Origin of the sequence: Halochromatium glycolicum (genome assembly GCF_016584085.1) — a bacterium.
In the GTDB taxonomy this organism is placed as follows: domain Bacteria; phylum Pseudomonadota; class Gammaproteobacteria; order Chromatiales; family Chromatiaceae; genus Lamprobacter; species Lamprobacter glycolicus.
Genome location: NZ_NRSJ01000059.1, coordinates 1 through 13,649 on the forward strand (window position 1 = coordinate 1; position 13,649 = coordinate 13,649).

Annotated in this window: 10 protein-coding genes; 7 read left to right on the plus strand and 3 right to left on the minus strand. The window is 65.4% G+C overall.

The features are described from left to right. Positions 1-621: hypothetical protein (locus CKO40_RS21250; protein WP_200348460.1), on the minus strand; the 621-nt coding region annotated here is incomplete at its 3' end. A gap of 358 nt (positions 622-979) precedes the next feature. Between CKO40_RS21250 and CKO40_RS21255 the strand changes: the two genes are divergently transcribed. Both CKO40_RS21255 and CKO40_RS21260 read left to right on the plus strand, forming a co-directional pair. Further along, positions 980-2,524 (plus strand): glycosyltransferase, encoded by a 1,545-nt coding sequence (locus CKO40_RS21255; protein WP_200348461.1) that lies wholly within the window; start codon positions 980-982, stop codon positions 2,522-2,524. 62 nt (positions 2,525-2,586) lie between these two features. Then, entirely contained in the window at positions 2,587-3,468 is an 882-nt protein-coding gene (locus tag CKO40_RS21260; RefSeq protein ID WP_200348462.1) for an HAD family hydrolase, read from the plus strand. Between the two features lie 52 nt (positions 3,469-3,520). Here CKO40_RS21260 and CKO40_RS21265 read toward each other — a convergent pair whose 3' ends face one another. Then, entirely contained in the window at positions 3,521-4,309 is a 789-nt protein-coding gene (locus tag CKO40_RS21265) for an HAD family hydrolase (RefSeq protein WP_200348463.1), read from the minus strand. A gap of 276 nt (positions 4,310-4,585) precedes the next feature. On the opposite strand from CKO40_RS21265, the gene dksA reads away from it, so the two are divergent. Next, entirely contained in the window at positions 4,586-5,023 is a 438-nt protein-coding gene (gene dksA / locus CKO40_RS21270; RefSeq protein WP_200348464.1) for an RNA polymerase-binding protein DksA, read from the plus strand. A gap of 398 nt (positions 5,024-5,421) precedes the next feature. Beyond that, a complete protein-coding gene (gene gluQRS, locus CKO40_RS21275) occupies positions 5,422-6,378 on the plus strand; it encodes a tRNA glutamyl-Q(34) synthetase GluQRS (protein ID WP_200348465.1) in 957 nt (318 codons plus the stop codon). Between the two features lie 228 nt (positions 6,379-6,606). On the opposite strand, the gene ppk2 is transcribed toward gluQRS, so the two are convergent. Next, on the minus strand, positions 6,607-7,527 hold the full coding sequence (gene ppk2 / locus CKO40_RS21280; protein WP_200348466.1) for a polyphosphate kinase 2: 921 nt from the start codon (positions 7,525-7,527) through the stop codon (positions 6,607-6,609). Between the two features lie 411 nt (positions 7,528-7,938). Here ppk2 and CKO40_RS21285 point away from each other — a divergent pair, with 411 nt between their 5' ends. From CKO40_RS21285 to CKO40_RS21295, 3 genes are all read left to right on the plus strand, one after another. Beyond that, positions 7,939-10,323, plus strand: coding sequence for a phosphoketolase family protein (locus CKO40_RS21285; RefSeq protein WP_200348467.1), 2,385 nt, complete (start codon positions 7,939-7,941; stop codon positions 10,321-10,323). Positions 10,324-10,360: 37 nt separating this feature from the next. Next, positions 10,361-12,850 (plus strand): glycogen/starch/alpha-glucan phosphorylase, encoded by a 2,490-nt coding sequence (locus CKO40_RS21290; protein ID WP_200348468.1) that lies wholly within the window; start codon positions 10,361-10,363, stop codon positions 12,848-12,850. Positions 12,851-13,253: 403 nt separating this feature from the next. Further along, positions 13,254-13,628: a hypothetical protein gene (locus CKO40_RS21295; RefSeq protein ID WP_242477231.1), complete on the plus strand. Its 375-nt coding sequence runs from the start codon at positions 13,254-13,256 to the stop codon at positions 13,626-13,628. The last annotated feature ends 21 nt before the right edge of the window (positions 13,629-13,649 follow it).

The following is a 13,649-nucleotide window of genomic DNA, read 5'->3' on the forward strand; positions in this document are numbered from 1 at the left end:
GCCGGGAGGGTTCTCGAAATCGAACACGTTCGGAACCAGGATGCTCGGCAGACCCTTGCGCCAGGCGATCTCCTCGCGGGCGGCCTGGTTGATCACCACATGCTGCAGGTGCGGGACGCGTGGCGGGAAGGCCATCTCGAGGTAGTCATCGACCGCCGAGATCTGGAACCGCTGCCGCTCCCACATGAAGTCGTGATGATGGGCGATCGCCGGCATCTCGGTCTCGAGCAGGAACTCGGTGATCGCGACCCCGAGCGGCACGTGCATCGGGATCGTCAGTGCGTTCTCGATGATCAGCACATCGAGGTCGAAACGCTCGCGGAAGCGGTAGAGCGTCGACTTCAGGTAGCTCGCCAGCTCTCGGATGCGGCGACTGACCTCAGGGCTTCGGCGCGTGCAGCCCCAGAGCTGCGAGTTGATCCACTGATTCTCGGAGTGATCGAAGAACGCCTCCGGGATACAGAGGCTGACGCCCGGATCACGATCGAGCACCCCGCCATACCAGAAGCTAACGTGACCGCCTTGCCAGAGCACCTCGGCCCATTTCGCCGCCTCCAACGAGACGCCATCGGTGCCGGCGAAGCGGGTCGAGACAAAACCTATGTTTTCCGGTTGCTTCATGCGCCCTGTTGGAGCTTCTTGCGATTGAACCTGTTACAGCGCGGGCGAGGCCCTGCCAAAGCGCCATCTCTGAGACCCTTGTTCGTCCGAACCGCGCATCCCAAGCTCGACGCGGTTAGCAACCTTCCAGCATCAGCAAGGCGCCAGCAATGCCCGGTGCAGGCAGCCCGATCAGCTCGAGATGCCGCGGCGCAACTCGATTCGCCCAGGTCTGCTGGTGAGCGAGACCGAGTCGAGCATAACCCGTGCCGCATGGCTCGAAGTCGAGCGCCAGCGGCCGCGGAGGCCAGGTTGTCGGCACCGCTGCCCTTACAATCGTCACCAAAAAGCAGCGCTATCCGGGCTATGATCCCACAGCATGCGTATCGCGATTGTCCATTTCCATCTCCAGACCGGGGGCGTCACTCGTGTCATCGAACATGCGTGCCGGGCACTCGCGCTCAGCGGCCACGAGGTCGCCGTGCTCAGCGGCGAGCTGCCGCCGCAGCCGCAGGCATTCCCGGCCAGGGTCAAACTGGTACCGGCCCTGAGCTACGAGGAGCGACGCGAACCGCTAGGACCGAGCGCACTGCGGGAAGAGATGACGCAGGCAGCCACCGAAGCGCTCGGCGCCGCACCGGACCTCTGGCACGTCCACAACCATTGCCTAGGCAAGAATCTGGCGTTGCCCGACGCACTCTTCCAGCTCGCCGAGTCGGGCCAACGCTTGCTGCTGCAGCCGCACGATTTCGCCGAGGACGGCCGGCCTGCCCTGTACCGGCGCATGCTGGAGACCCTCAGTGCCCAAGATAGTGCGGCGCTCTCGGCCCGTCTGTACCCGCTCGCACCGCAGATCCACTATGCGACCCTGAATGCACGCGATCTGGGGTTCCTTGGCGCAGCAGGCATTCCAGCCCAGCAGCTGCACGAGCTTCCGAACGCGGTCGCGCTCGCCAGTCCGGCCGCCAGCGGCTCCCCAACGGGCTCACCGGCGGCCTCCCCAGCGGGTTCCCCAATAGGCTCCTCAGCGGCCTCCCCAGCGCCCTCCCTGGCGGCCCCCCGAGCGATCCCGGCGAGGTCGCGCCTTTGGCTCTATCCAACGCGCGCCATTCGACGCAAGAATCTCGGCGAGCTGTTGTTCTGGGCCGCGGTGGCCGGCCCCGAGGACCGTTTCGGGGCCACGCAGGCGCCGCAGAACCCGCTCGAGCAGCCGCGCTATCAACGTTGGGTCGCGTTGGCAGAGGAGCTGGCGCTGCCGGTCGACTTCGAGCTCGGCGCCCGCACCGACGATTTCGGCGCGCTTCTGGCGTCCAGCCATGCGCTGATCACCACGAGCGTCGGCGAGGGGTTTGGTCTCGCTTTCCTCGAGCCCTGGCTGATCGATCGGCCACTCGCAGGCCGCGAACTACCGGAGATCACGGGCGATTTCACCGCCAACGGGATCGATCTCAGCGGGCTCTACCGGCGCCTTCCGGTCCCGCTGGACTGGCTCGATGCCGAGGCGCTGCGCCGACGCCTGGACCAGGCACTTGCGATCACCGCCGATGCCTATCGACGCCCCCGCGACCGGGACGACCTCGACCGTGCATGGGGCGCGGCGACCGACAGCGCCGGCCGGATCGACCTCGGCCGGCTCGACGAGGAGGCCCAGGCACAGGTGCTGCGACGGGTCCGGGCCGACCCAAGCGCGCCCTCTGCGCTCGATGCGACCAGCCCGCCACTTGCAGACGGTCCCGAGCTGATCGCGCGCAATCGGGCGCTGGTCGAGCACCACTACCTGCTTGAGGGGTATCGGCATCGGCTTGAGGCGATCTACCAATCCCTGCTCGCGGCACCGAGCACGGCGATCGGTGATCAGGCCGATGGTGAGGCGCTGATCGCCCAGTTCCAGGCGCCCGAACGGCTCTGGCTGCTGCGGACCTGACGGGATCGCTGTCAAAGCCGATATCGACTCGCCCTCACCACTCATTCGTTGAGGAGTCCAGTATGAGCGACGAGGCGCTGATCGAACGCATCCGCACCCTCTACGAGACGCCGCTAGCGCCGGAGCCGACCGCGCTTGCGCCCGAGCTCGACCCGATCGACGGGGTCAAGGCGGTTCTGTTCGACGTCTACGGCACGCTGCTGATCTCGGCGAGCGGCGATATCGGGCTTGCCGGCGATGCCTGCGACGGACGCGACCTCGGCCAGCTGCTCGCCAGCGCCGACCTCGATGCGCCGTCAGCGGACGCAGCCGGTCTCGACAGCGACGGCCTAGTCCAGGCCGCAATCGAAGCCGAGCACGAGCGGGCACGCGCCCGCGGGGCCGATTATCCGGAGGTCGATATCCTGACCATCTGGGCGCAGGTGTTGGGCACGCTCGCAATGCAGCCAACGCCGGGGCAGCTTCGCCGCCTCGCCATTGAGCACGAGGGCCGCAGCAACCTCGTCTGGCCGATGCCGGGCCTCGCCGAGACACTCGCCGGCCTGCGCGCCAGGGGCCTGGCCCTCGGCATCGTCTCCAACGCCCAGTTCTATACCCCGCTGATCCTGGAGACCTTCCTCGGCCAGCCGCCTGCGGGTCTCGGGCTTGACCCCGAGTGCAGCGCCTGGTCTTATCAGCTCGGTGTCGCCAAGCCCTCCCAAACGATCTTCAGGCCGGCACTCGAGGGCCTGCAACGAAAGCACGGCATCCGCCCAGAGCAAACCCTCTATGTCGGTAATGACCGGCGCAACGACATCTGGCCGGCGGGCCAGCTCGGCCTGCGCACGGCGCTGTTCGCCGGCGACAATCGCTCGCTGCGGCTGCGCGAGCAGGATCACCGGCTCGATGCGGTCACACCCGACCGGATCATCACCGAGCTGACCCAGATCCCGGGCCTACTCTGACCCGCTGCCGCCCTGCTGCAGACGGCTGGCGTCGCCGGCCCGACGACACGGCTCAACCGAAGACCTGCTCGCGCAGCCGGCGCAGAACCGCAAGATCGATGTACTCGGCCCCGCCGAGGTCTCCGACAGACGCAGTCGCCGGATCGCCGGGCTCGCCAAGCTGATCCACCACCAGGGTCGCACCAGCGAAGTCCTGCTGCTCGGTATAGGAACTGGTCGTGACCAGCAGCGCCTCGAGCCCGGCACCAAGCGCGGAGCGGACCCCATTCTCGGAGTCCTCGATCGCAACGCAGGCCGAGGCCGGCAGGTTCAGCTGCGCGAGCGCGAGCTCGAAGATGTCCGGCGCCGGTTTCTTCTCGGCCACGACGTCGCCCGCCGCGATCACCTCGAACCCATCGACCAGCCCGGGCTCCGGCGCCGACTCCAGCAGCGCCGTCACGTTATCCGGGGTGGTGGTGGTCGCGATCGCCAGCCGTACACCTGCCTCCCGCGCCTCGCGCAGCAGACGCAGCACGCCGGAGCGCAGCGGGATGCCGCCCGCGCGCAGCATGCTGACGTAGTGCTCGGTCTTGCGCCGGTGCAGGTGGGCGATGAGGGCTTCGAGGTTCGGGAAGGCGCGCCTTTCGAGCTCGAAATCAGGACGATACTGGGCCAGATAATGGCGCATCCGCTCCTTGCCACCGGTCACGGCCAGCAGCTCGCCATACAGCTCGACCGACCAATGCCAGTCGAGGCCGGCCTCGGCGAACGCGGCATTGAAGGCGGGCCGATGGCCATCTCGCTCGGTGTCGGCCAATGTGCCGTCGACATCGAAGATCAGGGCTTCAAGAGCCGTATTCATAGCGATTCCCATGATTTCTCGGAAGCTCAACAACGGCGCGCGAGATTAGCACAAGCGTCCGCGGCAGCCCCATCAAAGACAGAGATTCGGCGCTCATCACGCTTGTCCCATCCAGAGCGATCTGCTAGAAGGAGCGGCTTCTCGGTTCGAGCCTGGTCGCCAGCCTGGCTGCCAGCCTGGTCGCCGGCGGCCACTCGAGCCACCCGAAACACGACCGGACCAACGTCAGCGTCGATGGCCGGTTTTGACCAACCCCATCGTCTCCGGGAGCACATCATGGCCGAGACAGAGAAGAAAGAAGGCGCAAGGGCGCTCGGTTTTGAGCCCTATGTCGTCGACAAGGATGAGGAGTACATGAACGCGGACCAGGAAGAGCATTTCCGGGGGCTGCTGCTCGAGTGGAAGCGGCAGCTGATGGAAGAGGTCGACCGCACCGTCCATCACATGCAGGATGAGGCGACGAACTTCCCGGACCCGAACGACCGCGCCACCCAGGAGTCCGAGTTCAGCCTCGAGCTACGGACCCGGGATCGCGAGCGTAAGCTGATCCGCAAGATCGACGAGGCCCTGGAGCGCCTCGATAACGACGAGTACGGGTACTGCGAGGCCTGCGGTGTCGAGATCGGGGTCCGCCGACTCGAGGCGCGGCCGACGGCCACGCTCTGCATCGATTGCAAGACGCTCGACGAGATCCGCGAGAAGCAGCGCGGCTGAGCGGTAACGGCTCAGTCCCGAGGCCCCTTTCCTGACCGGTGGCGCTTACTGTGAATCACGCGAACGTCATCGTCCGGGGTGGCAGCGTGCCATGAGCGTTAGCGGCGCTTCGCGAGATCGTCGGCGGCGCGCATTGAGCTCGAGTGGCAGCGTGCGATGAACGTTATTGTCCCGACTTATGTGATCCGGACACCAAGAAGCCGCCAGATACTGGAAATATGCGGCTCCTCCGTCTGGATTAGTCCCGGCGGAACAATATCGCAGCGTGCGCCGTCCTGACCGCATCACGTCGCAGCCAAACGCGCCGCAGACGGCGGTTCGGACTCTGGGCCAGACGCCGACCCAGACGCTGATCCCGATACAGGACCAACCGCAGAGCCGCCGCAGCCCGACCCTCGATGGGTAGCAGCCATCCCGTTACCTATCGCGGCCGCTTCGCGCCCTCGCCGAGCGGCCCCCTGCATTTCGGCTCGCTGGTCGCGGCGGTCGCCAGTTATGCCGACGCGCGGAATCAGGGCGGCGACTGGCTGGTCCGCATCGAGGACGTCGACCAACAACGCACGGTGCCCGGCGCGGACCGCCAGATCCTATCGACCCTGGAGGCGTTCGGTCTCCACTGGGACGGGCCGGTGCTCTACCAGAGCCAGCGCAGCGAGCACTATGAGGCCGCCCTAGCGCAGCTGCGCCGGGCCGGGTGCTGCTATCCCTGCGCCTGCACCCGACGCGAGATCGCCGCATCCGGCGCACTGGGTCCGGAAGGGCCGATCTATAGCGGCCGCTGCCGAAGCGGGCTGCCAGCGGGGAGCGACCCGCGCAGCGAGCGCCTGCGGGTGGAGCCGGTTTGGCTCCAGGTCGAAGACCGGATTCAGGGCTCGGTCTGCCAGAACCTCGCAACCGAGGTCGGCGACTTCGTGCTGCGCCGGGCCGATGGCTTCCATGCCTATCAGCTCGCCGTGGTCGTCGACGACGCCGCGCAGCAGATCAACCAGGTCGTGCGCGGGGCCGATCTGCTGAGCTCGACGCCGCGCCAGATCTATCTCCAGCAGCGCCTTGGCCTGCCACAGCCGCGGTATGCCCATCTCCCGCTCGCGCTCGATGCAGCGGGCCGCAAACTCTCGAAGGGCCTCGCTTCGGCGCCGGTCGATCCGCGCGATCCCATTGCCGGCCTTGAACGCGCCTGGTGCTTCTTGGGGCAGCCCCCCCTGCCGGAGCCGTCAACCGACGTCAGCCACTTCTGGCAGCAGGCCATCCCCCGCTGGCGCGTCGACGCCATCCCGCGCGCGGCTCAACGGCTCGGCGTCGGCGACACAGGCAAGGGCATTTCGACCCGCAACCGGCTATCAAGCACCCCTTGAGCATCGACCGGGTCGGCTTCACGCTCGGGCGGGCGCGCTTCTCGGACCAATCAAGCCGTCACAGCCGTTGGCGCAAGAGGACCAGTTCGGCTCAACCGGGTCGGCTCAATGGGGCCGGCCTCCTTGGCCTCGCTCAGGAAGGGTCCAGGATGTCCGTCGCGAGGCTGCCGCGACCGGTCATTCGCGACCGGTCATTCGCGAATCGCGAAGTCAGTTCTGGGCAGTCATTCAGTAACGCTCCGGCACATAGAGCTCGGGCGGGAGGTCCTCGCGCTCGTAGTTCGGATCGAAGCGGCGGTCCGGCAGGCTGATCGGCTCGTGCGGGACCTCCGAATACGGGATCTGATCGAGCAGGTGGTGGATGCAGTTCAGCCGGGCCCGCTTCTTGTCATTGGCCTCGACGATGAACCAGGGCGACTCGGGGATGTTGGTGCGCGCGAAGGTCGCCTCCTTGGCCTTGGTGTAGTCCTCCCAGCGCACCCGCGATTGCAGGTCCATCGGGCTCAGCTTCCATTGCTTGAGCGGGTCGTGGATGCGCATCAGGAAGCGCAGCTGCTGCTCCTCGTCGGTGATCGAGAACCAATACTTGATCAGCCGGATGCCGGAACGGACCAGCATCCGCTCGAACTCGGGCACGTCCTGGAAGAACTGCTCGACCTGCTCCGGTGTCGCGAAGCCCATCACCCGCTCGACCCCGGAGCGGTTATACCAGGAGCGGTCGAACAGCACGATCTCGCCCCCCGAGGGCAGGTGCGGCACATAGCGCTGGAAGTACCACTGGGTGCGCTCGCGCTCGGTCGGCTTGCTCAGCGCGACGACGCGGCAGACACGCGGATTCAGCCGTTGGGTGATGCGCTTGATCACCCCGCCCTTGCCGGCCGCATCGCGCCCCTCGAAGATCACCGCGATCTTCTCCCCGGTCGCCTGCACCCAGTCCTGCAGCTTGATCAGCTCCGCTTGGAGCTTGAGCAGCGATCTGAAATAGGTCGCGCGCTCGAGCGTCTCTGGGTGGCGCTTCTTGTAGATCTTGCGCAGCTCCATCGAGAGCGCCGGTTCGGACAACTCCAGCTCGAAGTCCTCGTCGAAGGCGTCCTCGAGCTCGGCCTTCAGCCAGTCCATCCCGTCGAGGTTCGCGTTCTGTTCGTTCATGTCGGATGAATCCTCGTGTAACGATTGATTTCCTGGGACAGGTTCCGGGACGGCGCCCGGATCGACCGGGCTTTCCGCTCGGAGCAGGAGGCCCGCGGTTGCCACCAAACCCGACTGGCTTGATGCGGAGGGGAAGCAGAAACCCAGGCCCCGGGAGGATTTGTCCGCCACCTGCCCCAAAACGGCCTCGAACGCTGAACCTCAGAACCGGTAAGCAATCGGTGGACAGGCACTGACCTCTGATGCGCGATTCGAGGCCACGCCAGCCGCCTTCAAGACCCAGCATCTTGACAGCCGATGATGACAGAATCACGACAACAATCGCCGGCGCGCGCCCGTCGACGATGTCATGAGATGTTCACCCAAACCGACTACGCTCATTGATCAACCGCTGCTTTGCCGGAGAGCCCGATGACTGCCGCTCCTTCTACGACCGCCGCTGCGCTCGATGCATCGCTGCTCGAGAAGCTCGACGCCTACTGGCGCGCTTGCAATTATCTCGCCGTCGGCATGATCTACCTGCGCGACAACCCGCTGCTGCGCGAGCCGCTGAAGCCCGAGCACCTGAAGCAGCGGCTGCTCGGCCACTGGGGCTCGAGCCCTGGGCTGGCCTTCATGTATGTGCACCTGAACCGGCTGATCACGACTCACCAGCAGGAGATGATCTTCCTCGCCGGCCCCGGTCACGGCGCACCGGGCGTGCTGGCGCCGGTCTATCTGGAAGGCACCTATTCCGAGATCTACCCGAACAAGGGCGAGGACGAGGACGGCATGCGCGCCTTCTTCAAGCAGTTCTCGTTCCCGGGCGGCATCGGCTCGCACTGCACGCCGGAGACCCCCGGCTCGATCCACGAGGGCGGCGAGCTCGGCTATTCGGTCTCGCACGCCTTCGGCGCCGCGTTCGACAACCCGGACCTACTGGTCGCGGTCGCGGTCGGGGACGGCGAGGCCGAGACCGGACCGCTCGCGACCTCCTGGCACTCGGCCAAGTATCTGAACCCGATCCGCGACGGTGCGGTGCTGCCGATCCTTCACCTGAACGGCTACAAGATCAACAACCCGACCCTGCTCGCGCGTATCCCGAACGAGGAGCTCACCGCGCTGATGCGCGGCTATGGCTGGACGCCGCACTTCGTCGAGGGCGACGATCCGATGACCATGCACCGGCAGATGGCCGAGGCGCTCGACGGCTGCTATGCCGAGATCAAGGCGATCCAAGACCAGGCGCGCGCATCCGGCGAGGCGAACCGCGCCCACTGGCCGATGATCGTGCTGCGCAGCCCGAAGGGCTGGACCGGCCCGAGCGAGGTCGACGGCCACAAGGTCGAGGGCTTCTGGCGCGCCCATCAGGTGCCGCTCTCCGGGATGCACAACAACCCGGCCCAGCTGCAACAGCTCGAGGCCTGGATGCGCAGCTACCGGCCCGAGGAGTTGTTCGACGAGCAGGGCCGGCTGATCCCGGAGCTGAAGGCGCTGGCCCCGACCGGCACGCTGCGGATGAGCGCCAACCCGCATGCCAACGGCGGACTGCTGCGGCGCGCCCTGCGCCTGCCAGACTTTCGCGACTACGCGATCCCGGTCGAGAAGCCCGGCACCACCCGGCACATGAACACCAAGCCGGTCGGCGCGCTGCTGCGCGACATCATGGCCAAGAACCTGGACAACTTCCGGGTCTTCGGCCCGGACGAGAACACCTCCAACAAGCTCGACGCCATCTACGCCGTCTCGAAGAAGCTGTGGCTGGCCGATTACAAGGACGAGGACGCCGACGGCGGCGAGCTCTCACCCGACGGCCGCGTGATGGAGATGCTCTCGGAGCACACCCTCGAGGGCTGGCTCGAGGGCTACCTCTTGACCGGCCGGCATGGCTTCTTCGCGACCTACGAGGCGTTCGTCCATGTGATCGACAGCATGTACAACCAGCACGCCAAATGGCTCGCGATCTGCGAGGAGATCCCGTGGCGGGCGCGGATCTCGTCGCTGAACCTGCTGATCACCTCGACCGTCTGGCGCCAGGACCACAACGGTTTTACCCATCAGGACCCCGGCTTCCTCGATGTCGTCGTCAACAAGAACCCGGAGGTCACGCGCATCTATCTGCCACCGGACGTCAACACCCTGCTCTCGACCGTCGATCACTGCCTGCAGAGCCGCGACGACATCAACGTGATCGTCGCCGACAAGCAGAATCATCTCCAATACCTGGACATGGATGCGGCGATCAAGCACTGCACCAAGGGCCTCGGGATCTGGGGCTGGGCGAGCAGCGATCAGGGCGGCGAGCCGGACGCGGTGCTGGTCGGCTGCGGCGATATCCCGACCAAGGAGGCGCTGGCGGCAACGGCGCTGCTGCGCGCGCATTTCGATGACGTCAAGATCCGCTTCATCAACGTCGTCGACCTGTTCAAGATCCAGTCCTACGGCGAGCACCCGCACGGCATCACCGACGCCGAATTCGACAGCCTGTTCACCAAGGACAAGCCGATCATCTTCAACTTCCACGGCTACCCCTGGCTGATCCACCGGCTCGCCTACCGGCGCACCAATCACAAGAATCTGCACGTGCGCGGCTACAAGGAGCAGGGCAATATCAACACCCCGCTCGAGCTCGCGATCGAGAACGAGATCGATCGCTTCACATTGGCGATGGATGTGATCAAGCGCGTCCCGCGGCTGCAGGTCGCCGGCGCGCATGTGATGGAGACGCTCAAGGACATGCAGATCGAGTGCCGCAACTACGCCCACGAGTACGGCATCGACCAACCGGAGGCCGACGACTGGGTCTGGCCGTTTTGAGATCACCAGGTCATTACCAGGGCATTTGGAGTCGAGCATGAACCAATTGAGCGCGGCCGCCGCCGACGAGCGCACCCGCACCGGTCTCTCGAAGGAGGCCCTGAGCCGGGCCTTCCTCGATAACCTGTTCTATCTTCAGGGACGCTCGCTGGATGTCGCAACCGATAACAACCTCTACCAGGCGGCCGCCTTCACCGTGCGAGACCGGCTGCTGGAGCGTTGGATCAGGTCGGCGCATGTCTACAAGGAGCAGAACGCACGCACGGTCTGCTACCTCTCGGCGGAGTTCCTGCTCGGTCCGCACCTGGCCAACAACCTGATCAACCTCGGCATCATCGAGGCCGCGCGCGCCGCCGGCGATGAGCTCGACCTCGATTTCGAGCAGATCCTCGAGAGCGAAGAGGAGCCCGGCCTCGGTAACGGCGGGCTGGGCCGACTGGCCGCCTGCTACATGGACTCGCTGGCAACGACCCAGATCCCGGCGATCGGCTACGGCATCCGCTACGAGTTCGGGATCTTCGATCAAGTGATCGTCGACGGCTGGCAGGTCGAGAAGGGAGATACCTGGCTGCGCAATGGCAACCCCTGGGAGATCCCGCGGCCGAAGCTGGCATTCCCGGTCGGATTCGGCGGCTACAGCGAAGAGTATGCGGACGAGTACGGCGTCGTGCGCCACCGCTGGCGCCCTGAGCTGCAAATCAATGGCGTCGCCTATGACACCCCGATCATGGGCTACGGCGTCAACAACGTGAATCTGCTCCGGCTCTGGCGGTCGGAGGCGCCGGAGTCGTTCAACTTCGGCGCCTTCAATGTCGGCGATTACTACGGCGCGGTGCATGCGAAGATCGGCGCCGAGACCATCTCCAAGGTACTCTATCCGAACGACGAGCCCGAGGCCGGCAAGGAATTGCGCCTGAAGCAGCAGTTCTTCTTCGTCTCCTGCTCGTTGCAGGACATGATCCGGCTGCAATTGCGTAATACCGGCACCCTCGAGCATTTCAGCGAGAAGTTCGCGGTCCAGCTCAACGACACCCATCCTGCGCTTGCCGTCGCCGAGTTGATGCGCCTGTTGATGGACGAGCACCTGATGGGCTGGGAGCAGGCCTGGACGATCACCCGCAACACCTGCCACTTCACCAATCACACGCTGCTACCGGAGGCGCTCGAGACCTGGCCGGTCGAGCTGTTCGAGCGGCTCCTGCCGCGGCATCTGGAGATCATCTACGCGATCAATCAGCGCTTCCTCGACGAGGTCCGGGTCCGTTTCCTGAACGACGAGGCGCGCGTCGCGCGGATGTCGCTGATCGACGAGGGCGGTGGGCGCAAGGTCCGGATGGCCCACCTCGCCGCAGTCGGCAGCCGCGCGATCAATGGCGTCGCCGAGCTGCACTCGGAACTGCTCAAGAGCACGGTGATGAAGGACTTCAACGATCTCTGGCCGGAGCGCTTCCACAACGTGACCAACGGCGTCACGCCACGGCGCTTCATGGTCGTCAGCAACCCGGAACTGGCTGCGCTGATCACCGAGACCTGCGGCAACGACCGCTGGGTGAGCGACCTCGAGTCACTGCGCGACCTCGAGCCCCACGCCGAGGATCATGCGCTGCAGCAGCGCTGGCGCGCGGTCAAGACCAACGCCAAACGCGAGCTTTCGGATTGGCTCGGCGCGCGCACCGGCTACGCGCCGGACCCCGAATCCCTGTTCGATGTCCAGGCCAAGCGCTTCCATGAGTACAAACGGCAACACCTGAACCTGCTGCACATCATCTGGCTCTACGAACAGATCAAGCAGAACGCGAATACCGACCTGACCCCGCGTACCTTCATCTTCGGCGGCAAAGCGGCCCCGGGCTACTTCATGGCCAAGCTGATGATCAAGCTGATCAACGCGGTCGGCGAGGTGATCAACAAGGACCCCCAGGTGAACGGCACGCTGCGGGTGCTGTTCATGCCCGACTTCAACGTCAAGAACGGGCAGCGCCTGTACCCGGCCGCCGATCTCTCCGAGCAGATCTCGCTCGCCGGCAAGGAAGCCTCCGGCACCGGGAATATGAAGTTCTCAATGAATGGCGCGCTGACCATTGGTACCCTCGACGGCGCCAATATCGAGATCCGCGACGAGGTCGGACACGAGAACTTCTTCCTGTTCGGGATGACCGCCACCGAGGTCCAGCAGCGGCAAGAAGCGGGCTATCAGCCTTGGGAGTACTACCAACGCAACGAGCAACTGCGCTCGGCGATCGATCTGATCGCCTCCGGCCTGTTCTCGCACGGCGATGCCGAGCTGTTCCGCCCGCTGACCGAGAACCTCATCCATCACGATCCGTTCATGGTGCTGGCCGACTTCGAGGACTACCGCGAGCGCCAGCAGGAGGTGGACCGGGCCTACCGCGACGCGCACCATTGGGACCGGATGTCGATCCTCAATACCACGCGGATGGGCAAGTTCTCATCGGACCGCTCGATCCGCGACTATGCGCAGCGGATCTGGCAGGTCGAGCCGACCCCGGTCGAGGTGCACGACTAGTGCAAGAGAGCGGAGCTCCCAAGACCGATTGTCGCGGCCCGCCAGGGTCATGCGGTAGGAGTCCAGGTGACAGGACGCGGAGGCAGGACCCGGCGGCAGGAAAAGGGTCTCGGTATATCTGACGCGATGCATTAGGCACGGCGGGACCAGGGCATGACACCGAAGAGGAACAGCACACCGATTCCATCCTCACCTCGACCTTCAGCGTATTCATGAAGGGCTCGAGCGTGACAGCGCGGAGGAACAGCACACCGACTCCGCCCTGCTGTGCCTCTTGCTGGCCTGCTTGCGATCAGGCACGCGGAACGCACCCTTGCGGCTGTCCAACAGCCGTTCCTAAGATAATCAAGGCCCCAACGAGGTGCTCGGCTTGCTGAATCGACGCTCACGAGAGAAGAACATCATGGTTGCGACAAGATTGATCCCGGTTGGCATCCCGGTTGGCATCGCGCTTGGCAGCGTGCTCGCTGTCGCGCTGACGGGCTGCACCCAGGAGACGCAGAACAAGATCGGCCGCTCATTGCAGAACTGGACCGGCGCCAATGGCGTGCTGGAGATCTACTCGGGGGGCGAGCTGGTCAAGCGCTTCATCGAGATCGACAAGCTCTCGACCGCGACCTCGACACAAGGCGGCGACATGGCGCGGCCCTACCGCTTTGCCTACGGGGTGCTGGACAACAACCTGAATGGGAAACGCGACAACGACGAGCGCAAGGTCTACTTCGAGATCAGCGACTACTCGACCAACTACGTCTTCTACGGTGACCCAGGCAACTGAGTGTCACCGCAGTACCCTGCA